The sequence below is a fragment of the Streptomyces sp. NPDC048018 genome (genome assembly GCF_043202995.1).
Classification (GTDB): domain Bacteria; phylum Actinomycetota; class Actinomycetes; order Streptomycetales; family Streptomycetaceae; genus Streptomyces.
Genome location: NZ_JBIDBK010000002.1, coordinates 492,437 through 513,774, shown reverse-complemented (window position 1 = coordinate 513,774; position 21,338 = coordinate 492,437). Strand labels below are relative to the sequence as shown.

Here is a 21,338-nt window from a genome sequence, read left to right as displayed (position 1 = left end):
TGTGCCCCGGTGCGTCAGGTCTTCTTGCGGAACTTGGCGACCGCGAGGGGCGCGGTGAGGACGGTGATGCCGGCCGCCCAGGCGAGGGTCATCCACACCGAGTGGGCGACGGGGCCGCCGTTGATCAGGTTGCGGGCGGCGTCCGCGAGGTTGGACAGCGGGTTGTAGTCGGTGAAGGACTGCAGCCAGCCGGGCATCGTGGTCGGCGGGGCGAAGATGGACGAGCCGAACTGCAGCGGCATCAGGACGAGCATGGCCATCCCCTGGACGGCCTGGGCCGTCTTCATGGTGAGACCGAGCAGGATGAAGATCCACATCAGGGCGGCGCCGAAGACCATCGACAGCCCGATCGCGGCGAACAGGTGGAGGACCGTGGTGTGGATCTCCAGGCCGAGCAGGAAGCCCATGCCGAGCAGGATCGCGGTGGCGATCAGCATGCGGCCGATCTCGACGACGATCTTCGCGATGAGGACCGAGGAGCGGGCGATCGGCATGGTCCGGAACCGGTCCATGACGCCCTTCTTGAAGTCGTCGTTGATGCCGGTGCCGACGCCCATCGCGATGTTCATGCCCATCATCGCCATCAGGCCGGGCACGACGTAGTTGACGTACTGGTCGTTGTTGCCCTTGCCGGAGATCGCGCCGCCGAAGACGTACACGAAGAGCAGCACGAAGATGACCGGCATCAGGACGGCGTCGAACATCGACTCCGGGTCCTGCTTGATCTGGAGCGCGTTGCGCCGGGCGAGGGCGCCGATGTGGCGCAGGTTGGCCCGCAGGCCGATCCGGCCGTCGGCCGCGCCGGAGGCGGCCCGCTTCGCCGGGGTGCCGCCGGGGGCGTCGACGGGGGTCTGGGGGAGGGTGGTGGTGCTCATGCGGCGACCTCCTCGGTGATCGCGTCGGAAACGGGCGTCTTCTCGCCGGTGATGGCGAGGAACACCTCGTCGAGGCTCGGCAGATGGGTGCCGATGTGGGCGATGCCGAAGCCACGGGCGCCGAAGAGCCCCACGACGGCGGTCAGCTGCTCGTCGCTGAGGATCGGCACGTACAGCAGGCTCTCGTCGGGCACGGCGGTGACGCCGGAGATCCCGTCGAGGCCGGCCTCGCGCAGCGCGGTGGCCATGGCGGGCAGGTCGGCCGGGTCGGCCGGGCGGACCTGCAGGGTGCGGCCGCCGACGCGGGCCTTGAGCTCGTCGACGCCGCCCTTGGCGATGACGCGGCCGCGGTCGATGACGGTGAGCTCGTTCGCGAGCTGCTCCGCCTCCTCCATGTACTGGGTGGTGAGGAGCACGGTCGCGCCCTCGGCGACCATCCGCTGCACCTCGTCCCACACCTCGTTGCGGGTGCGCGGGTCGAGGCCGGTGGTGGGCTCGTCCAGGTAGAGCACGGCGGGCTGCCCGATCATCGAGGCGGCCAGGTCGAGGCGGCGCCGCATGCCGCCGGAGTAGTTCATCGCGGGGCGCTTGGCGGCCTCGGTGAGGGAGAAGCGCTCCAGCATCTCGTCGGCGCGGCGGCGGGCGTCCTTGCGGGAGAGGTCGAGCAGCCGCCCGATCATGTACAGGTTCTCCCGGCCGGACAGCTTCTCGTCGACGGAGGCGTACTGGCCGGTGAGACCGATGGTGCGGCGCAGCTGCCGGGGCTGGCGCACCACGTCGTAGCCGGCGACGGTGGCGGTCCCGGCGTCCGGGACGATGAGGGTGGACAGGCAGCGGACGAGGGTGGTCTTGCCGGCTCCGTTGGGGCCGAGCACGCCGAGGACGGTGCCCTCGCGGACGTCCAGGTCGACGCCGTCGACCGCTTTCGTCTCGCCGAAGTGCTTCACGAGGCCCCGTACCTCGACGGCGTTGGTGTGTGATCGCGTCATGTCCCTCATGAAAGCGGTCGTCACCGACAGCGCACCGACAGCCGACCGACAGGGCCGCCGACACGCGGCGGCAGGGGTCCGCCGCGTCTGTCGGTGCGACGTCGGCGCCCGGCGGGCTCGTGCGGCCGGAGCACGGCGACAGCCCGCCGACGGGGGACGGTCGGCGGGCTGTCGGTGTTTCCGCAGGGGTCCTGGGGGACCGGGCCGGGTCTGCCGGGAAGCGCTTCCCGACCCGGGCCGGTCCCACGGCGCGCGTCAGTGGAAGGTGTGCTCCTCGGCGGGGAACGCCCCGCCGGAGACGTCCTCCGCGAAGGCGCGGGCGGCGTCGCCGAGCGTCTCGCGCAGGTTGGCGTACTGCTTGGTGAAGCGCGGCACCTTGCCGCCGGTCAGACCGGCCATGTCGGTCCAGACGAGGACCTGGGCGTCCGTGTCGGGGCCGGCGCCGATGCCGATGGTGGGGATGTGCAGCGAGCGGGTGACCTCGGCGGCCAGCTCGGCCGGGACGAGCTCCAGGACCAGGGCGAAGGCGCCCGCGTCCTGGGCCGCCTTGGCGTCGCGCAGCAGCTTGTGGGCGGCCTCGTCGCTGCGGCCCTGCACCCGGTAGCCCATGGTGTTGACGGACTGCGGGGTCAGGCCGAGGTGGGACATGACCGGGATGCCGGCCTGGACGAGCAGCTCGGTCTGCGGCAGCGAGCGCTCGCCGCCTTCGAGCTTGATCGCGCCGACGCCGGCGTCCTTGACCAGCCGGGTGGCGTTGCGCAGGGCCTGGACGGGCCCTTCCTGGTACGAGCCGAAGGGGAGGTCGCCCACGACGAGGGCGCGCTTGGTGCCGCGGACGACGGCGGCGGAGAGCAGCGTCATCTCGTCCATGGTGACGGGCACGGTGGTGTCGTAGCCGAGGTGACAGTTGCCCATGGAGTCGCCGACGAGGATCACCGGGATGCCGGCCTCGTCGAAGACGGAGGCGGTCATGGCGTCGTAGGCGGTCAGCATGGGCCACTTCTCGCCGCGGGTCTTGGCGGCGGCGATGTCGTGGACGGTGATGCGGCGAGTGCCCTTGCCTCCGTACAGCGCCTTGCCGCTGTCCGCGGGCGGTTTCTGGGCAGCCTGAAGCGTCATGGTGAACGGCTCCTCTGTTGTCATCTCGAGGCGCCCTGTGGCGTCCCCGGACCACATCCATGGTGGCACTTCCGGGGGGAAAGGGGGAAGTCGCCCGGCGGAGTGGGGTCGCGTGGCGCTGTTCACATCCCGGGAACGTAAAGAGTCCCTCTGTTTTTTCAATACGAGACGGTCTCGTATCGAAATGGGTCTAGGGTGAGTGCCATGTCTCAGCCGTCCCCTGTCTCCGCCGCCCCCGGCGCCCGTCGCGTGCCCGAGGCCGTGCACCGCCGCCGCTGGGTCATCCTCGGCGTGCTCATGCTCAGCCTGCTGATCGTCGTCCTCGACAACTCGATCCTCAACGTGGCGGTCAAGACGATCGCCAGCCCCGCACCCACCGGTATCGGCGCCACCCAGAGCGAGCTGGAGTGGGCCATCAACTCCTACACGCTCGTCTTCGCCGGCCTCCTCTTCACCTCCGGCCTGCTCGGCGACCGGCTCGGCCGCAAGAAGGTGCTGCTCTTCGGCATCACCGTCTTCGGCATAGGCTCCGCACTCGCCGCCTTCTCCGCCACCCCGGGCGAGCTCATCGCCTACCGGGCCGTGATGGGTCTCGGCGCCGCCTTCGTGATGCCCGCCACCCTCGCCGTTCTCATGAACGTCTTCGAGCGCGACGAGCAGCCCAAGGCCATCGGCATCTGGGCCGGCAGCGTCGGCCTCGCCATCGCCGTCGGCCCGATCACCGGCGGCATCCTCCTGGAGCACTTCTGGTGGGGCTCGATCTTCCTGGTCAACGTGCCCGTCGTCCTGCTCGCCTTCGCGCTCATGGCCTGGCTGGTCCCCGACTCCAGGGACCCCCGGCCCGGCCGGATCGACCTGCCCGGCGTGCTGCTGTCCGTGCTCGGCCTGGTGCTGCTCGTGTACGGCATCATCCGCGGCGGCGAGCTGGCGAGCTTCACCGACGCGGAGGTGCTGGTCCCGTCCCTCGGCGGCATCGTCGTCCTCGTCGCCTTCGTGCTGTACGAGAAGCGCAGCGACCACCCGGCGCTCGACGTCTCGTACTTCCGCAAGCCCGCGTTCTCCGCGGCCGTCGGCGCCATCGCGCTGGTCTTCTTCGCCCTCATGGGCGTGACCTTCTTCTCCGCCTTCTACCTGCAGAGCGTCCGCGGCTACAGCGCGCTGGAGTCCGGCCTGCTGATCCTGCCGCTCGCCGTCGCCCAGATGATCTTCGCGCCCCGGGCCCGGCTGGTCGTCGACCGCTTCGGCGCGAAGGCCGTGTGCACCGCGGGCATGCTGGCCGTCGCCGTGGGCCTCGCCGCCTTCGCCTTCTTCGAGGCGGACACCCCGCTGTGGATCCTGGAGGTCGTCTTCTTCCTCCAGGGCGCCGGCATGGCGCACATCATGCCGCCGGTCACCGTCTCCATCATGCAGTCGCTGCCCCGTGAGAAGGCCGGCTCCGGTTCGGCGATCAACAACACGTTCCGGCAGGTCGGCGGCGCCCTGGGCGTGGCCGTGCTCGGCTCCGTCCTCTCCACCACCTACCGCGGCGAGATCGAGGGGCACCTGGGCGCCGTCCCGGCGGGCCTCCGCGACACCGCCGGCGAGTCCATCGAGGCGACCCTCGCCGTCGCCGAGAAGCTCGGCCCGGCCGGCCACGGCCTGCTCGCCCCCGCCTACGACGCGTTCATCGACGCCATGCACGTCACCGCCATCGGCTCGGCCGTCGTCGCCGTCCTCGGCGCGGTCGTCGTCGCCGTCTTCCTGCCCGGCCGCGCCCCGGCCGCACCGGCCGCCGGTGCGCCCGCCCCGGGCACGCGCGCCGAAGCGGGAGAATCGGTTCCGAACTAGCCAAGAAGGAGAGGCGCAACGAGCGTGTCGCAGCACACGGGTGGATCCGCCCCGGTCGCCGACTGCCCGGGCGGCGGCCGGCGCGGGCGGCCGCGGAGCGAGGCGGTGGAACAGGCGATCTTCGACGCGGCCGTCGGCCTGCTGGAGAGCGGGCTGGCGCTCGCCGACGTGTCCATCGAGAAGATCGCCCGTACCGCAGGCGTCGGCAAGGCCACGATCTACCGGCGCTGGCCCGGCAAGGAGGAGCTGTTCGTCGACCTCCTGCGGTCGGTCGAGCCGCCGGACCCGGTGCTGCCCGGCACCTCGCTGCGGGACGACTTCGTGGTGCTCCTGGAGACGATGCGGCAGCGGGGGCTCGCCAAGCGGACCTCCGCGCTGCTGCACAGCGTGTTCTCGCAGATGCAGCTCTATCCCAAGCTGTGGGACGCCTACCACCACACGGTCATCGAGCCGCGCCGCCGCATGGGCCTGGACGCCATCCGGCGGGGGGTCGAACGCGGCGAGGTCCGCACCGACCTGGACGTCGAGCTGGTCAACGACCTGTTCGTCGGCCCGCTGCTGCTGCGCTCGATCATCCGCCCCGGCGCCACGCTGGAGCCGGGCCTGCCCGAGCAGATCGTCGACACGATCATGGACGGTCTGCGACCGCGTGTCTGACTCGTACGAATGTGCGCGTTCTGTCACAGCAGCCCGCCCCACGCCACCTGCAGGAACCCGCCACGCGTGGGTGTCGTCCCTCGAGGAGTACGACCGACCCGCGATCGCCTAGTGTCGAGACCGGGTCGCACAGCAAGGCAGTGAGGACGGCAGCGATGGCGCGGGTGGACATGACGGAGACCGAGCACGGCGGAACGCCGGACGACAAGGGCTCCAGCCGCCGGCCCGCATCCCGCCTGGGGGCCCGGTTCGCCGGGCTCCGCGGCGACCGGGGCATCTGGCGGCGGGGCATCGTCCTCGCCCTGTGCGCCGTCCTGCTGGCCCTTCTGATGGGACTTCACGCCGACGTCCCGAACCGGATCGGCAACCTGGGCAGCCTCACCGAGACCTTCCTGCCCTGGCTCGGCCTCTTCGTGCCGGTGCTGCTCGTCCTCGGCCTGCTGCGCCGCTCCGCGACCGCGCTGATCGCGCTGATCCTGCCGGTCGTGGTCTGGCTCAACCTCTTCGGCGGCCTCGTCGTCGACAAGTCCGAGCCCGGCGGCGACCTCACCGTCGTCAGCCACAACGTGAACGCCGACAACCTCGACCCCGAGGGCACGGCCCGTCAGATCGCCGCCTCCGGCGCCGACGTGGTCGCCCTGGAGGAGCTCAAGGGCGACATGGTCCCGGTCTACGAGCGCATCCTGGCCGGCACCTACAAGCACCACTCGGTGCAGGGCACGGTCGGCCTGTGGAGCAGGTACCCGCTGCGCGACCCGCAGCCCGTCGACATCCGGATGGGCTGGACCCGCGCCATGCGGGCCACCGTCGCCGCCCCCAAGGGCGAGGTGGCCGTGTACGTCGCCCACCTCCCGTCCGTACGGGTACGGCTGAACGCCGGCTTCACCGCCAACCAGCGCGACGACAGCGCAGGCGCCCTCGGCGAGGCCATCGCCCACGACCCGCACGCGCGGATCGTCCTCCTCGGCGACCTCAACGGCACCATGAACGACCGCTCCCTCAACGGCGTCACCTCCCAGCTGCGGTCCACCCAGGGCGCCGCGGGCGACGGATTCGGCTTCAGCTGGCCCGCGTCCTTCCCGATGGCCCGCATCGACCAGATCCTGGTCCGGGGGGTGGAACCGGTCTCCTCCTGGACCCTGCCGGAGACCCGCAGCGACCACCTGCCGGTGGCCGCCCGGGTCAGGCTGTGACGCCGGGGACAGCCGCGACGCCCGGGGGCAGCTGTGACGCCGGGGGCAGGCGGTGAAGCCCCCGGGTCTGGCTGTGACCCCCGGGTCTGGCCGTGACGCCGGGGGGGCAGGCGGTGACGCCGGGGCGTCCCGGCGTCAGTCCCGCGTGGCCTCGCGCCAGCGGTTGGTGATCGGCAGCCGGCGGTCCTTGCCGAAGCCCTTCGCGGAGATCTTCGTGCCCGGCGGGTACTGACGGCGCTTGTACTCCGCCAGGTCGACCATCCGCAGGGTGCGGGTCACCAGCGCGTCGTCGAGCCCGGCGGCCACCAGCTCGTCCCTGCCCTGGTCGCGGTCGACGTAGAGCTCCAGGATCCGGTCCAGGACCTCGTAGTCGGGCAGGGAGTCCGTGTCGACCTGACCCGGGCGCAGCTCGGCGCTCGGGGGCTTGGAGATCGAGTTCTCCGGGATCGGCGGGGTCTGCCCGCGCTCCTCCGCGGCCCGGTTGCGCCAGCGGGCCAGACGGAACACCCAGGTCTTGTAGACGTCCTTGATCGGGCCGAAGGCGCCGACCGCGTCCCCGTACAGGGTCGAGTAACCCACCGCCAGCTCGGACTTGTTGCCGGGGGCGAGGACGAGGTGGCCCTCCTGGTTGGAGAGCGCCATGAGCAGCGTGCCGCGCAGCCGCGCCTGGAGGTTCTCCTCGGCGAGCCCGGTGAGGCCCACGGAGCCCATGTAGGCGTCGAACATCGGCTCGATCGAGACCGTGCGGAAGTTCAGGCCGGTGCGCCGGGCCAGTTCGGCGGCGTCGGCGCGCGAGTGGTCCGAGGAGTACGGGGACGGCATCGACACGCCGTGCACGTTCGCGGGGCCGAGCGCGTCGCAGGCGAGGGCGGCGACGAGGGCGGAGTCGATGCCGCCGGACAGGCCGATCAGGACGGAGCGGAACCCGTTCTTGTTCACGTACGCCCGCAGGCCCACCACGAGCGCCGAGTACACCTCCTCGTCGTCGTCGAGCCGGTCCGCGTAACCGCCCGTCACCTCCGGCTCGTAGGCCGGCAGCGGCTCCTCGGAGAGCACCACCCGGTCGATCCGCAGCCCGTCGTCGACGACGCCGGTGGGGGCGTCCGGGAGCGCCGCCGGCAGCTCCAGATCGAGGACCACACAGCCCTCGGTGAACTGCGGGGCGCGGGCGAGGACCTCGCCGGACGCGTCGACGACGATCGAGTCCCCGTCGAAGACCAGCTCGTCCTGCCCGCCCATCATGGCGACGTACGCGGTCGTGCAGCCGGCCTCGCAGGCCCGCCGGCGGACCAGTTCGAGCCGGGTGTCGTCCTTGTTCCGCTCGTACGGGGAGGCGTTGACCGACAGGATCAGCCCGGCCCGGGCGCTGCGGGCCGCCGGCACGCGCCCGCCGTCCTGCCAGAGGTCCTCGCAGATCGCGAGGGCCACGTCGACGCCGTGGACCCGGACGACCGGCAGCGTGTCGCCCTGGACGAAGTAGCGGTACTCGTCGAAGACGCCGTAGTTGGGCAGGTGGTGCTTGGCGAACCGCAGCACCACCTCGCCCCGGTGGAGGACCGCGGCCGCGTTCTCCGGGGAACCGGCGGGCCGGCCGAGCCGGGGCTGCGCCCGCTCGGAGCGGTCGAGGTAGCCCACGACCACCGGCGTCTCGCCGAGCCCCTCGTCGGCGAGCCGCCGCCCGAGCGCCCGCAGGGCGTCCCGGGAGGCCTCGACGAACGAGGAGCGCAGCGCCAGGTCCTCGACGGGGTAGCCGGTCAGCGCCATCTCGGGGAACGCCACGAGGTGCGCGCCCTGCTCGGCGGCGTGCCGGGTCCAGTGGACGACGGCCTCGGCGTTCCCGGCGAGATCGCCGACGGTGGAGTCGATCTGATTCAGAGCGAGGCGAAGTTGAGGCACGCCCCCAGTCTAATCGTCAATTCGACGCTATGTCCCGCGCTCCTCGTACCGAGCCCCCGCCCGGGCACCGGGAACCCGCGGCTTCCCTCCGGCGTTCGAACCACTGTGTCCAGGAATGCCGGGCGGGCGCCCGCCGACATGTGCGGCCGCACGCGTGCCGCCGCCGCGCTGCTCGGCCTCGGTGCGCGCGCGCCGCGGCGGCACGAGGGGGAGGGCCCGGTGAGGGGTGCGGAGAGCGGGCGGGGGAACGGCCCGAGGAGCGGGGCGGCCGGGGGAGTGCCGCCGGCGTTCGTCCGGCACGCCGGCGTCGCCCATCACGTCGTCGTCGAGGGCTCGGGCCCCGTCTGCGTCCTCGCCGCCGGGCTCGGCATGAGCTGGTTCGACTGGGACCCGGTGGTCCCGCTGCTCGCCCCGCACCGCACCGTCGTCCGCTTCGACCGCCCGGGCCACGGCCTCTCGCAGCCCGCCGCCGCGCCGCCGACCCTCACCGGCGAGGCCGACCGGATCGCCGCCCTCCTCGACGCCGTCCTCGACACCCTCGGTCCCGACGGCCGCGCCCCCGCCACGGTCGTCGGGCACTCGATCGCCGGCTTCCACGCCGAGGCCTTCGCCCGGCTGCACCCCACCCGCACCGCGGCGCTCGTCCTCGTCGACTCCTCCGTGGAGGAGCGCCCGCGCGCCCTCCGCACCGCCCCGGCGCTCGCCCGCGCCCTCGGGGCGGCCCTGGGCGCCGCGGGGGTCCCGGCCGCGCTCGGCCCGGCGGCCCGTGCCCTGACCGTCCGCGGTTCGGTGCGGCGGCCCGACCCGTCGCCGCCCGCCCTGGTCCGCCGCGTCTACCGCAGCTCCCGCGTCTGGCGCGGCCTCCTCGACGAGAACGCCCGCTACGGTGCCGTCGCCGCCGAGCTGCTCGACCTGCGCGAGCGGGCGCCGCTGCCGCCGGGCCTGCCGGTCACCGTGCTCGCCGCCCCCGACGGCTCCCCCCGCTGGGAGCGGCGCCAGCGCACACTGGCCCGCCGGCTCGGCGCCCGCTACGAGGCGGCCGAGCCGTCGGGCCATCTGGTCATGCTGGACCGCCCGGACGCGATCGCCCGGGCGGTGTTGCGCGGGGCGTCCTGACGGGGCGTGATCGGGGCGCCCTCGGGCAACGGTGCGGGCAGCCCCCGGGGAGCGGTCAGGAAGTCGCGTACACGCTCTCGCAGAACGACTTGAGCTGCTCGTCCGTGAGGTTCCTGGCCAGGTCGGCCTCGCTGATCATGCCGACCAGACGCTTCTCGCCGTCGATCACCGGCAGGCGGCGGATCTGGTGGCTCTGCATCTCCTCCAGGACGGCGCCCACCTCGGCGCCGGACTCGATCCAGCGCGGGGTGCCCTTGGCCATCTCACCGCACGTGATCTTGGAGGGGTCGCGGCCCATGGCCACACAGCCGATGACGATGTCGCGGTCCGTGAGGATGCCGCACAGGCGTTCGTTCTCGTCGGCGATGGGCAGCGCGCCCACGTTGAGATTGCGCATCAGCTGGGCGGCGCGGTCGAGCGTCTCGTGTGCCGGGATCCACTGGGCCCCCGGGTGCATGATGTCCTTCGCCGTCTTCATGGGGTGGGTGCCTTTCGTCGAACGTGGTCGTGCCTACGTCCCCGAGCACCCTCAATTGTCGGCGCGCGACGAGGCCCCCGCGACCGCAGGGTCACGGGGGCCGCCGGGTGGGCGCCGGTACGGGCCGCCTACGCGCCGCGCGCCTTCAGCATGTCCGCCATCAGCTTGATCTCGGACTCCTGCGAGTCGACCATGCCCTGCGCGAGGTTGCGCTCCACCCCGGGCACGCACTTCTCGACGCAGCCCTGGGCCATGTGGATGCCGCCCTTGTGGTGCGCGGTCATCAACTGCAGGTAGAGCACCTCGGCCGCGCGGCCGGAGGCCGTGCGCAGCTGGTCGAGCTGGGCCCGGGTCGCCATGCCCGGCATGAGCGCGCCGTCCTCCCCGCCCACGTCCACGCCCATGCCCATCCAGGTCATGGGCGCCACGCCGGACTGCACCTTCGGCAGCTCCCACAGGTCCAGCCAGCCCAGCATCATGCCGCGCTGGTTGGCCTGGGTGTTGGCGATGTCGTACGCGAGGCGGCGCACGTCCTCGTCCTTCGTCCGGTCGCGGACGATGAACGACATCTCGACGGCCTGCTGGTGGTGGACCGCCATGTCACGGGCGAAACCGGCGTCCGCGGACTCCGCGGTGGGGGTGCGCGGGGCCTCGTCGTGGTCGGCGGAGGCGAAGGTCAGGGCGCCCGCGGCGAACAGCACCGCCAGGACGGTGATCGCGACGGACTGCCACTGGGTGCGGTTCAGCCTCACTGGCCCATCCCGGCGCCGCCCTGGCCCTCGGCGCCGACACCGCCGGTGCAGGCGGCGCCCGGCTCCGGCGTCTGCGGCCCGGTGACGTACTTGGTGAAGAAGGCGTCGACCCGCGGGTCGTCCGCCTTGTCCACGGCGACCTGCTTGCCCCAGGCGCTCAGCACGATCGGGGCGGCCTGGTCCTCGTACGGGCTCATGAGCGAGTACGGGGTCTTCTTGACCTTCGTCCTGAGCTTGTCGACGTCACCGGAGGCCGCCTTCTTGGTGTACGTCACCCACACGGCTCCGTGCTCCAGCGAGTGCACGGCGTTGACCTCGTTGACCGGCTTGTCGTAGACGTCGCCGTTGCAGTTCTGCCAGACCGGGTTGTGGTCGCCGCCGACCGGCGGCTTCATGTCGTACTTGACCGGCGTGTTGACGTGGTTGCGGGTCAGCTTCTTGGCGTCCCAGGACTTCTCGTCCTTGATGGGGGCCTTGGCGGCGGCCTCCTGCTGGTCCTTCTTGTCGTTCTCCTTGGTGATGACCCAGCCGCCGAAGCCGACGAGGGCCAGCACGACGGCGCCGGACACGCCGATCGTGATGAAGCGGTTGCGGCGCTCGCGGGCCTGCTCGGCGCGGCGCATCTCCTCTATTCGGGCGCGGCGGTCGGCGGTGGAGGAGCGGTTCGCGGCCATGGTGATGTGGTCCTTCGTGAAGTCTGGAGACGAGTGGGGAACGCGGAAACGAAACGAACGTGACGAAGTGCCCGGCCGCTTACGTCCGCAGGACTTGAAGGACGTGGAGGTCCGGCGCGCGCGGCCGTGCGCCGGGGCGGGGCGCCCGGCCGGAGAGGTCCGGCGCGGTGAGGCGGGGGACACCGCCCTCCGCGTGCAGCGGGGGGTCGAGCGGCGGTGCGCTGAGCACCGCGGGGGAGAGCGAGGGGAAGAGCGAGCAGCCGCCGCGCTCGTACGGGCAGACGTACCGGTCGGCGGAGGCGGCGGCGACCGGACCGGGGCGACCGCTGACCCGGCCGCTCCGTTCGGTGCCGGTCCGGCCGGCTCGTGCGGCGTCGGCCCGCCCGGGGTCCGCGGCGTCGGTCCGGCCGGTCGGTGCGGCGCCGGTCAGGCCGTCCGCCGTCGTGTGCCGGGCCCGCTCGCCGGAGTGGGCGGTTCCCGGGTGGCCGACCCCCAGACAGAGGAACAGCGCGCCGAGGAGCGTCGCCACGGCACTCGCCAGTGCCAGGGGACGCGCGTGTCGCGGCGGGCCGTCGAGCCGGGAGGCTCCCATGGGCGCCGATCGTAGTGGCAGAAGGGGCGCCGTGGGCGGGACGGGTACCCATCGGCAGGGAGCCGGCTCCGGCGGGCCGTCGCGCGGGCGCCGCTTTTCGGCCGCTCCCCCCGTTACCTGAGTCACAACGGAGCAGGCAGTATGGGTGTGCAACGTGCGCGAAACCATGTGGTGGGATGCTCAGGTGCCCCCCGAAGTGCCGGAGGCGGTGGGATCAGGCGGCCTGACCAGCGAGGATGGGTGTGGAAATGGACAAGCAGCAGGAATTTGTGCTCCGTACGCTCGAGGAGCGCGACATCCGCTTCGTGCGTCTGTGGTTCACCGACGTGCTCGGCTTCCTGAAGTCGGTGGCCGTCGCACCCGCCGAGCTCGAGCAGGCCTTCGACGAGGGCATCGGCTTCGACGGCTCCGCGATCGAGGGCTTCGCCCGGGTCTACGAGTCCGACATGATCGCCAAGCCCGACCCGGGCACCTTCCAGATCCTGCCCTGGCGCGCGGAGGCCCCCGGCACGGCCCGGATGTTCTGCGACATCCTCATGCCGGACGGTTCGCCGTCCTTCGCGGACCCGCGCTACGTCCTGAAGCGCGCGCTCGCCAAGACCTCTGACCTGGGCTTCACCTTCTACACCCACCCCGAGATCGAGTTCTTCCTGCTGAAGGACAAGCCGCTGGACGGCTCCCGGCCCACCCCGGCCGACAACTCGGGCTACTTCGACCACACCCCGCAGAACGTGGGCATGGACTTCCGCCGCCAGGCCATCACCATGCTGGAGTCGATGGGCATCTCGGTGGAGTTCTCCCACCACGAGGGCGCCCCCGGCCAGCAGGAGATCGACCTCCGTTACGCGGACGCGCTGTCGACCGCCGACAACATCATGACCTTCCGGCTGGTCATGAAGCAGGTCGCGCTGGAGCAGGGCGTGCAGGCCACCTTCATGCCCAAGCCCTTCTCGGACTACCCGGGGTCGGGCATGCACACCCACCTGTCCCTCTTCGAGGGCGACCGCAACGCCTTCTACGAGTCGGGCGCCGAGTACCAGCTCTCCAAGGTGGGGCGTTCCTTCATCGCCGGCCTGCTGAAGCACGCGGGCGAGATCTCCGCCGTCACCAACCAGTGGGTCAACTCCTACAAGCGCATCTGGGGCGGCTCCGGCCGCACCGCCGGCTCCGGCGGCGAGGCCCCCGCGTACATCTGCTGGGGCCACAACAACCGCTCCGCGCTGATCCGGGTCCCCATGTACAAGCCGGGCAAGATGGGCTCCTCGCGCGTCGAGGTCCGCTCCATCGACTCGGGCGCCAACCCCTACCTGACGTACGCGGTGCTGCTCGCCGCGGGCCTCAAGGGCATCGAGGAGGGCTACGAACTCCCCGCCGGCGCCGACGACGACGTCTGGGCCCTCAGCGACGCCGAGCGCCGCGCGATGGGCATCGAGCCCCTCCCGCAGAACCTCGGCGAGGCCATCACCCTGATGGAGCGCAGCGAACTGGTCGCGGAGACCCTGGGCGAGCACGTCTTCGACTTCTTCCTGCGCAACAAGAAGCAGGAGTGGGAGGAGTACCGCTCCGAGGTCACCGCCTTCGAGCTGCGCAAGAACCTGCCGGTGCTGTAGCGCGGAGCATGGAGCTGCGGCCCACCACCCCCAACCGGATCGCCCACACCGCCCTGGGCGGCGCCCCGGCCGTCGGCCTCGCCGTCTGGGCGGCGGAGGGCTCCGCCGTGGCGGCGGCGGCCGCCCTCGCCGCCCTGGCCGTCGCGGTGCGGGGCTGGCGGGTGGGCGTGCGCTGCGAGCACGACCGGCTGGTCGTCCGGGGGTTCCTGTGGACCCGCCGGCTCGACCGGGCGCGGATCGGCGCCGTCACGGCCTTTCCCGCCGTGCGGTGGACGTCCCGGCGCGGCGGGCGCCGGTGGACGCCGGTGCTCGCCTTCCTGGAAGCCCCGGAGGAGACCGCCGGTGCGCGTGACCGCAAGCGGGAGAACCTGGCGCGGCTGCGGCGCTGGGCCACCGCACGCGCCTGAGTCGGCGTGCCGCCGGAGGGCCATGTCCGAAGGCTGTCCTGCCGCCCGGGCACGCCGAGGCCCGGGCCGCCGGGCTCTGCGCGCTCGACTCCGCGAGTTCGCCGGGCCCGTCACGTCCGTCGAGTGCGCCGGACCGGCCCCCGGGCCCACCCGGCTCGTCGACCGCCTGGAGAGGGCCGGCGACGTCGATCGAGCCGCCGCCCCGGGACCGGCGCAAGGTTCTCGTTCCAACCCGCCGGCCGGCCCGCCGATCGCCACCGGGCCCCGCCCCGGCCCGCCGCCGCAGCGCCGAGATCCTCGGCCACCGCCCGCCCGACCAGGCCGCCGTCCTCTTCCCCTGTTCCGGCCGCGCCGCCGACGCCTGCCGCGAGGCGGCGGAGAAGCCCTGACCTCGGCACAAATGCGTTGCGGGCGAGCGGAACGCGCCCGAGACTGCGGTCCGTGAACGACCTGCGCACCATCCAGACCGCGCGGCTGCGCCTGCGCCCGCTCTCCGTCGACGAGGCCCGGCGCATCGTCGACGGCCGGCCCGCCCCCGGCGACCGCTGGGCCGAGGACTACCCCGGCGCCGGCGACGCCGCCAGCGCGCGCGGCTTCCTCGCCGGGGTCGCCGAGCGCGGCGACCCCGGGGTCTACCGGCCGTACGCGATACACCTGGAGGACGGCACCACCGTCGGCGGGATCGGCTTCCACGGCCCGCCGGACGCCGACGGTGTCGTCACCGTCGGCTACGGGCTCGTCCCCGGTGCCCGCGGGCACGGCTACGCCCGTGAGTCCCTGCGCGCCCTGATCGCCCGCGCCCGCGAGGCCGGCGCCACCGCCGTCCGCGGCGACGCCGACCTCGGCAACATCCCCTCCCAGCGCGTCATGGAGGCGGCCGGGATGGCCTACGAGGGCGAGGACGAGCGGGTACGGAACTACCGCGTCGTGTTCACGGACGTGCCGTAGGCCCCGTCCCCGGGCCCCGGATCGGGCCGTGGGGCCCCCCGGGGCCGCGGGTGCGGGCCGTGGGCGCGGACGCGCGGTCGGGAGGGGGCCCTGAGCGCGGTCGGGCGCCGTAGGTACGGACATGCCGCGGATCGGGCCGGGGGGCACGGACGCGCGGTCGGGCGCGGGCCCTGAGCGCGGTCACGCCGTCCGGCGCCGGGGGCACGGACACGCCGTCCGGGGCCGGGGCACGGTCACGCCGCCCGGCGCCGGACGGCGGCGCCTCTGCCCGGCGCCGGGCCTCAGCGCTCCGAGAGCTCCGACGGGGCCTCCTGGACGATCCAGCCGTTGCCGTCCGGGTCCTGGAACGACATGAAGGAGTTCCAGGTCCCGCCCCGGCCCGCCTCCCAGCCCGTCGCGCCCACGTGCATCACCGGCGTCACGTGCACGCCCGCCGCGACCAGCCGCTCGCGCGCCGCGTCGATGTCGGTGACGCACAACTGGAGCCCGTGCAGGGCGCCGGGGGCGGTGGCGCCGGTGCCCGGGAACGGCGGCATGCCCTGGACCAGCGAGATCGAACAGCGCGAGCCCGGCGGGGTGATCTGGACGACCCGGACGCCGGGGGCGACCTCCTGGTCCAGGTCCACCGTGAAGCCGCACTTCCCGGCGTAGAACTCCTTCGCCCGGTCCAGGTCGACGACGGGTACGACGATGACTTCCAGCGTCCAGTTCACGGTCGCCTCTCCTCGGTCTCGGATGCCCGGTCCCGGATGCTCGCGGGCACCGCCGGCAGTTCATCGTGGTCCGGACCACCGCCGTCCGCCAGCCCGCCGCCGCGCATCCGGAGGGATTCGCCGGATAGGCTCGGCCGGGGACTGGACCGAGCGGTATCGACCGGTGGAGGAGCGGCGGCATGACGGTGCCGGGACGCAGGAGCAGCACGTTCACCCGGCTGCTGCGGCACGGGTTCACCGATCCGTCCGCCGCCGAGCGGCTGCTCGACCTGGACGAGCTCGCCGCCCTGCGCGGCGACTCCGTGCTCCTGGACGCCCTCGGCGCCACCGCCGACCCCGATCTCGCCCTGCGCGGCCTGGTCCGGCTCGTCGAGGCCCAGCCGGTTGCCGACCGGCCGGCCCTCACCACCACCCTGCTGTCCGCCAAGCCGTTCCGCGACCGGCTGCTCGGCGTCCTCGGCTCCTCTGAGGCGCTCGCCGACCACCTGGCCCGGCACCCCCACGACTGGCAGACCCTCGTCACGTACGAGGCGACCGATCTGCACCCGGGCGTCGCCGAGTTCGCCCGCGGACTGGACGAGGCCGACGACCCGGTCTCGCTGCGCGTCGCCTACCGCCGCTGCCTGCTCGCCATCGCGGCCCGTGACGTGTGCGGCACCATCGACGTCGCCCAGACCGCCGCCGAGCTCGCCGACCTCGCCACCGCCACGCTGCGGGCCGCGCTGGCGCTCGCCCGGGCCGCCGCGCCCGAGGACGCCGTCCAGTGCCGGCTCTCCGTCATCGCCATGGGCAAGTGCGGCGGCCACGAACTCAACTACGTGTCCGACGTGGACGTCATCTTCGTCGGCGAGGCGGCCGACGGCGTGGACGAGGCCAAGGCCCTGCAGGCCGCGACCCGGCTCGCCTCCCACCTCATGCGGATCTGCTCCGAGACCACCGTCGAGGGCACCATCTGGCCCGTCGACGCCAACCTGCGCCCGGAGGGCCGTAACGGTCCGCTCGTCCGCACCCTCTCCTCCCACCTCGCCTACTACCAGCGCTGGGCCAAGACCTGGGAGTTCCAGGCCCTGTTGAAGGCCCGGGCCGTGGCCGGCGACGAGGAGCTCGGCGCCGCGTACATCGAGGCCGTCTCCCCGCTGGTCTGGCAGGCCGCCGAGCGCGAGAACTTCGTGGCCGACGTGCAGAAGATGCGCCGCCGGGTCGTCGACAACATCCCGGCCGGCCAGGTCGACCGCGAGCTGAAGCTCGGCCCCGGCGGCCTGCGGGACGTCGAGTTCGCCGTCCAGCTCCTGCAGTTGGTGCACGGCCGCAGCGACGGCAGCCTGCACAGCGGCACCACCCTCGACGCGCTCGCCGCCCTCGCCGCCGGCGGCTACGTCGGCCGTGCCGACGCCGCCCAGCTCGACGAGGCCTACCGCTTCCTGCGCGCCATGGAGCACCGCATCCAGCTGCACCGGCTGCGCCGCACCCACCTCGTGCCCGAGGGCGACGAGGACCTGCGCCGCCTCGGCCGCTCCCTCGGCCTGCGCACCGACCCGGTCGCCGAGCTCAACCGCGAGTGGCGGCGGCACGCGGCCGTGGTGCGCCGGCTGCACGAGAAGCTGTTCTACCGCCCGCTCCTCGACGCCGTCGCCCAGCTCGCCCCCGGCGAGATCCGGCTCAGCCCGAAGGCCGCCGGGCAGCGTCTGGAGGCCCTCGGGTACGCCGACCCCGCGGCCGCCCTGCGCCACCTGGAGGCACTCTCCTCCGGCGTCACCCGCAAGGCCGCCATCCAGCGGACGCTGCTGCCGGTGCTGCTCGGCTGGTTCGCCGACTCCGCCGACCCGGACGCGGGCCTCCTCGGCTTCCGCAAGGTCTCCGACGCGCTCGGCAAGACCCCCTGGTACCTGCGGCTGCTGCGCGACGAGGGCGCTGCGGCCGAGAACCTCGCCCGGGTCCTGTCCGCCGGCCGGCTCGCCCCCGACCTGCTGCTCCGGGCGCCCGAGGCGGTCGCGATCCTCGGCGACCCCGAGGGCCTGCGCCCGCGCGGGCGCGAGCACCTGGAACAGGAGGTCCTCGCCGCCGTCGGCCGCGCCGACGGTGCCGAGCAGGCGGTGGCCGCGGCCCGAGGGGTACGGCGCCGCGAACTGTTCCGTACCGCGGCGGCCGATCTCATCGGCTCCTACGGCACCGAGGACAACCCCCGCGAGTCCGACCCCGGCGCGCTCGTGGACCACGTCGGGAAGGCCGTCACCGACCTCAACGCGGCCACCCTCGCGGGCGCGCTGCGGGCGGCCGTGCGGGCCGAGTGGGGCGAGGAACTGCCCACCCGCTTCGCGGTGATCGGCATGGGCCGCTTCGGCGGACACGAGCTGGGCTACGGCTCCGACGCCGACGTGCTGTTCGTGCACGAGGCGCGCGAGGGCGTCGACGAACAGGAGGCCGCCCGGGCCGCCAACCGGGTCGTCACCGAGATGCGCCGGCTGCTCCAGCTCCCCACCGCCGACCCGCCGCTGCTCATCGACGCCGATCTGCGCCCGGAGGGCAAGAACGGCCCGCTGGCGCGCACCCTCAAGTCGTACGAGGCCTACTACCGCCGCTGGTCCCTCGTCTGGGAGAGCCAGGCCCTGCTGCGTGCCGAACCCATGGCCGGCGACAGGGACCTGGGGGAGCGTTTCCTCGCCCTGATCGACCCGCTGCGCTATCCGGCGGAGGGGCTCGGCGAGGACGCCGTGCGCGAGATCCGCCGTCTCAAGGCCCGCATGGAGACCGAACGGCTGCCGCGCGGCGCCGACCCCACGCTGCACGCCAAGCTGGGCCGCGGCGGCCTGAGCGACGTCGAGTGGACCGTCCAGCTGCTGCAGATGCGGCACGGCTGGGCCGAGCCGGGCCTGCGCACCACCCGGACCCGGGAGGCCCTGGCCGCGGCCCGCGCGGCCGGGCTCATGGGCACGGACGAGGCCCAGATCCTCGACGAGGCCTGGGTCCTCGCCTCCCGGGTCCGCAACGCGGTCATGCTGGTCCGCGGCCGCCCCGGCGACACGTTCCCCTCGGAGCCGCGCGAACTGGCGGCGGTGGGGCGCTACCTGGGCTACGGCCCGGGCAGGGTCGGCGAGATGGTCGACGACTACCGCCGCGTCACCCGCCGCGCCCGCGCGGTGGTCGACGAGCTGTTCTACGGCGCGTAGGGACCGCCCCTCGGGGGCATGCTCCGGCGCCGCGAACGATCGTCCCCGTGGCCCTCGCCGTCCCCGTTAGACCCGCCGTCCCCTTGCCCCCCGCCGTCCCCGTCGTTCTCGCGGGGCCTTCGGCCCGGCGGCCCGCGGACCCGTCGACCCCGCCCCAACTCCACTCCTGGGACGCACCGCCGGCCGCGCCCACCCGGCGACCCACGGCGGCCGTCACACCGGCCGTCACACCGACGGCTGCGCACACGGCCACCGCCTCCCGCGCTCCGGCGCGCCCGTCCGCGCCGCCCGCGACCCACCGCCCGAAGCCGCCTCCGTCCCATGGCCCCCGACCGTCCGGGCCCCCGGGCGTCGACGCGCTCGGACCGGGAAGCACCGGCCCCGAGGTCGAGGACCTCCAGCGCCGGCTCGGCCGGCTCCACCTGTACCTCGGATCGGTCGACGGCACGTTCGGCCCGTCCGTGACGCAGGCCCTGAGCCGCTTCCAGGCGTCCCGGGCCATCCCGGAGCGGGCCGGCGTCTACGGCCCGCTGACCCGCGCCGCCCTTCGGGCGGAGACCGACCGGGAGGACCGGAGGGACCGGGACGGCTGGAACGCCGGCGACCGAAGTGGCTGGAGCGGCTGGGGCGACTGACCCCGGCACGACGCTTCCGGCCCCTGCCGCCCCACCCGGCCCCGCCTCACCCCCCTCCCCGCCGCACCCCTGCTACCGCACGCCCCGCCTCCCTTCACCCCTCACCACACCCTCATCAGAGATCGGCACAGTCATGTCCAAGACCGTCATGTCCAAGACAGTCACCGTGGGCCCGCGCACGCGAGTGGGCGTCGCCGCGGCCCTCGCCCTCGCCCTCTCGGTCCCGTGCACCGCCCTCGCCGCACCTCTCGCGCCCGCGGGGGAGCGGTCCGCCGGGTGCCCGACTCCCGGGAAGGAACCCGGGATCGGCCACGTCCCCCTGTTCACCGACGCCGGCGTGGCCCTGTACGCGGGCGGCGACTACACCGCCGACGGCGGGACCGCCGAGGCGGAGGGCCTGCTCGTCGTGGGCGGCCACGCCACCTTCGCGAAGACGGCCGGGGGAGTCTTCAACGTCGGCCGGGTCGGCGCCGGTTCGGGCATCCTGCCGGCGTCGGGCGAGCTGATGCTCGCGGTCGGCGGCGACCTGGGGATCGCCAAGGGGACGACGGTCGACGTGGGGCACGGACTCACCGCGGGCCCGCGCTACGGAGGCTCCGTCCGGGTGGGCGGGAAGATCGACGAGAAGGGCTCGCTGACGACGAACGGAGGGTCCCTCTCCTCCGGCACGGGTGCGCGCGAGGCCCTGGGGCCCTACGCCGCGTTCGGCGGCACGGTCCGCCGCGAGTCGGCGTCCCTCGCCGCCCTCCGTCCGACCGGGACCAGCGTCCGCTCCGGCGGCACCGTGACCTTCGAGGGCAGGGGAGCGGCCGCTCCGCAGGTCTTCGAGATCTCGGCCGGGGACATCGACGGCGCCTCGACCTTCCTCTTCCGGTCCCTCCCCGAAGGGGCCGCCGTCGTGATCAACGTGAAGGGCGGCCAGGCCGTCGGCATCTCGCCCCTGTCCGTCGGTATCAACGGCGACCGCGTGGACACGTACGACTCCCCGCGCTTCGGTGAGGCGGCCTCGCGGATTCTCTACAACTTCGAGGAGTCCGCCTCGATCAGGCTCGGCGGCGGTGGAAACTTCATGGGCTTGATCCTCGCGCCCGAGGCGGACGCCGATCTGACCGCCAGCACCAACGGCCGGCTCTACGCGGGAGGGGACATCCGCACCCACGGCGCGGGCAACGAGAGCCACAACTACCCGTGGGTGGGCTCCTCGGTCTTCGGGTGCGAGCCCACGCCGGAGGGACCGGGCGGCGGCGCCCCGCAGCCGGAGCCCTCCCGGCCGGCCCCGTCGCCGTCCCGCCCGGGCGGCGGGGGCGCGACTCCGGCGCAGCCGGCCGAGCCCGCGCCGACGCCCGTCGCGTCCACCGCCACGCCCTCGCCGTCCGAGCCGACGCCCGTGCCGTCGACGACGCCTCCGGCCGGCGGCAAGCGCGACGGCTCGCTCGCGACGACGGGCGGACAGACCGCGCCGTACCTGCTCGCGGCGGCCGCGCTGGGCGTGCCCGGCGGAGTGTTCCTGCTGGTCCCGCGTCGGCGGCGGGTCCGGCGCTGACACCCTGGTCCGGCCCGGCCGACGAGACCTGGGCCCCCGTCCTCTCGGGCCCCCGGCGGCACGGCCGCCGGGGGCCCGAGGAGGTGCCGGATTCCCCGGCGGAGCACCGGATCCCCTGCGGCGGACCGTCCAGGTCGTGTCCGCGAA

19 protein-coding genes are annotated in these 21,338 nt (G+C 73.7%); 10 read left to right on the top strand and 9 right to left on the bottom strand.

Annotated elements, in window-relative coordinates; translation table 11 throughout:
- Nucleotides 1–14 precede the first annotated feature (14 nt).
- The 3 genes from ACGF1Z_RS08150 to panB form a co-directional block, all read right to left on the bottom strand.
- A complete protein-coding gene (locus ACGF1Z_RS08150) occupies nt 15–875 on the bottom strand; it encodes an ABC transporter permease (protein WP_393001226.1) in 861 nt (286 codons plus the stop codon).
- On the bottom strand, nt 872–1,873 hold the full coding sequence (locus ACGF1Z_RS08145) for an ATP-binding cassette domain-containing protein (RefSeq protein WP_393001224.1): 1,002 nt from the start codon (nt 1,871–1,873) through the stop codon (nt 872–874). The genes ACGF1Z_RS08150 and ACGF1Z_RS08145 overlap by 4 nt, the downstream gene beginning before the upstream one ends.
- 246 nt (nt 1,874–2,119) lie before the next feature.
- The gene (gene panB / locus ACGF1Z_RS08140) at nt 2,120–2,983 is read right to left on the bottom strand and encodes a 3-methyl-2-oxobutanoate hydroxymethyltransferase (RefSeq protein WP_393001221.1); all 864 of its coding nucleotides are present in this window, start codon (nt 2,981–2,983) and stop codon (nt 2,120–2,122) included.
- Nucleotides 2,984–3,187: 204 nt separating this feature from the next.
- Here panB and ACGF1Z_RS08135 point away from each other — a divergent pair, with 204 nt between their 5' ends.
- The 3 genes from ACGF1Z_RS08135 to ACGF1Z_RS08125 all read left to right on the top strand — a co-directional run bounded on the left by ACGF1Z_RS08135 (nt 3,188) and on the right by ACGF1Z_RS08125 (nt 6,660).
- Nucleotides 3,188–4,810: an MFS transporter gene (locus ACGF1Z_RS08135; RefSeq protein ID WP_393001219.1), complete on the top strand. Its 1,623-nt coding sequence runs from the start codon at nt 3,188–3,190 to the stop codon at nt 4,808–4,810.
- A gap of 24 nt (nt 4,811–4,834) precedes the next feature.
- Nucleotides 4,835–5,467, top strand: coding sequence for a TetR/AcrR family transcriptional regulator (locus ACGF1Z_RS08130; protein ID WP_393001217.1), 633 nt, complete (start codon nt 4,835–4,837; stop codon nt 5,465–5,467).
- Between the two features lie 155 nt (nt 5,468–5,622).
- Complete coding sequence (locus tag ACGF1Z_RS08125) at nt 5,623–6,660, top strand: endonuclease/exonuclease/phosphatase family protein (protein ID WP_393001215.1); 1,038 nt, start codon at nt 5,623–5,625, stop codon at nt 6,658–6,660.
- A 135-nt stretch (nt 6,661–6,795) separates the two neighbouring features.
- On the opposite strand, the gene ACGF1Z_RS08120 is transcribed toward ACGF1Z_RS08125, so the two are convergent.
- Nucleotides 6,796–8,556, bottom strand: coding sequence for an NAD+ synthase (locus ACGF1Z_RS08120; RefSeq protein ID WP_393001213.1), 1,761 nt, complete (start codon nt 8,554–8,556; stop codon nt 6,796–6,798).
- Nucleotides 8,557–8,832: 276 nt separating this feature from the next.
- Here ACGF1Z_RS08120 and ACGF1Z_RS08115 point away from each other — a divergent pair, with 276 nt between their 5' ends.
- Entirely contained in the window at nt 8,833–9,672 is an 840-nt protein-coding gene (locus ACGF1Z_RS08115; protein ID WP_393002429.1) for an alpha/beta fold hydrolase, read from the top strand.
- 55 nt (nt 9,673–9,727) lie between these two features.
- Here ACGF1Z_RS08115 and ACGF1Z_RS08110 read toward each other — a convergent pair whose 3' ends face one another.
- From ACGF1Z_RS08110 to ACGF1Z_RS08095, 4 genes are all read right to left on the bottom strand, one after another.
- Nucleotides 9,728–10,150, bottom strand: a complete 423-nt coding sequence (locus tag ACGF1Z_RS08110; protein WP_393001211.1) for a CBS domain-containing protein — start codon at nt 10,148–10,150, stop codon at nt 9,728–9,730.
- 128 nt (nt 10,151–10,278) lie between these two features.
- Nucleotides 10,279–10,902: a DUF305 domain-containing protein gene (locus ACGF1Z_RS08105; RefSeq protein ID WP_393001209.1), complete on the bottom strand. Its 624-nt coding sequence runs from the start codon at nt 10,900–10,902 to the stop codon at nt 10,279–10,281.
- On the bottom strand, nt 10,899–11,576 hold the full coding sequence (locus tag ACGF1Z_RS08100; RefSeq protein WP_393001207.1) for a DUF3105 domain-containing protein: 678 nt from the start codon (nt 11,574–11,576) through the stop codon (nt 10,899–10,901). Before ACGF1Z_RS08100 ends, ACGF1Z_RS08105 begins: the two co-directional genes overlap by 4 nt.
- Before the next feature lie 79 nt (nt 11,577–11,655).
- Nucleotides 11,656–12,168 carry a hypothetical protein gene (locus tag ACGF1Z_RS08095; protein WP_393001205.1) on the bottom strand — a complete coding sequence of 171 codons (513 nt, stop codon included), beginning with the start codon at nt 12,166–12,168 and terminating at the stop codon, nt 11,656–11,658.
- 248 nt (nt 12,169–12,416) lie between these two features.
- Between ACGF1Z_RS08095 and ACGF1Z_RS08090 the strand changes: the two genes are divergently transcribed.
- From ACGF1Z_RS08090 to ACGF1Z_RS08080, 3 genes are all read left to right on the top strand, one after another.
- Nucleotides 12,417–13,778 (top strand): glutamine synthetase family protein, encoded by a 1,362-nt coding sequence (locus ACGF1Z_RS08090; protein ID WP_356070572.1) that lies wholly within the window; start codon nt 12,417–12,419, stop codon nt 13,776–13,778.
- 8 nt (nt 13,779–13,786) lie between these two features.
- The gene (locus ACGF1Z_RS08085; protein WP_393001203.1) at nt 13,787–14,185 is read left to right on the top strand and encodes a hypothetical protein; all 399 of its coding nucleotides are present in this window, start codon (nt 13,787–13,789) and stop codon (nt 14,183–14,185) included.
- A 441-nt stretch (nt 14,186–14,626) separates the two neighbouring features.
- Nucleotides 14,627–15,133 (top strand): GNAT family N-acetyltransferase, encoded by a 507-nt coding sequence (locus tag ACGF1Z_RS08080; protein WP_393001201.1) that lies wholly within the window; start codon nt 14,627–14,629, stop codon nt 15,131–15,133.
- Between the two features lie 281 nt (nt 15,134–15,414).
- Here ACGF1Z_RS08080 and ACGF1Z_RS08075 read toward each other — a convergent pair whose 3' ends face one another.
- Nucleotides 15,415–15,846, bottom strand: coding sequence for a VOC family protein (locus tag ACGF1Z_RS08075; RefSeq protein ID WP_393001199.1), 432 nt, complete (start codon nt 15,844–15,846; stop codon nt 15,415–15,417).
- 179 nt (nt 15,847–16,025) lie between these two features.
- Here ACGF1Z_RS08075 and ACGF1Z_RS08070 point away from each other — a divergent pair, with 179 nt between their 5' ends.
- The 3 genes from ACGF1Z_RS08070 (at nt 16,026) to ACGF1Z_RS08060 (ending at nt 21,191) form a co-directional block, all read left to right on the top strand.
- The gene (locus ACGF1Z_RS08070; RefSeq protein WP_393001197.1) at nt 16,026–19,013 is read left to right on the top strand and encodes a bifunctional [glutamine synthetase] adenylyltransferase/[glutamine synthetase]-adenylyl-L-tyrosine phosphorylase; all 2,988 of its coding nucleotides are present in this window, start codon (nt 16,026–16,028) and stop codon (nt 19,011–19,013) included.
- Between the two features lie 47 nt (nt 19,014–19,060).
- Nucleotides 19,061–19,648 carry a peptidoglycan-binding protein gene (locus ACGF1Z_RS08065; RefSeq protein WP_393001195.1) on the top strand — a complete coding sequence of 196 codons (588 nt, stop codon included), beginning with the start codon at nt 19,061–19,063 and terminating at the stop codon, nt 19,646–19,648.
- 148 nt (nt 19,649–19,796) lie between these two features.
- On the top strand, nt 19,797–21,191 hold the full coding sequence (locus tag ACGF1Z_RS08060; RefSeq protein WP_393001193.1) for a choice-of-anchor A family protein: 1,395 nt from the start codon (nt 19,797–19,799) through the stop codon (nt 21,189–21,191).
- Nucleotides 21,192–21,338 lie beyond the last annotated feature (147 nt).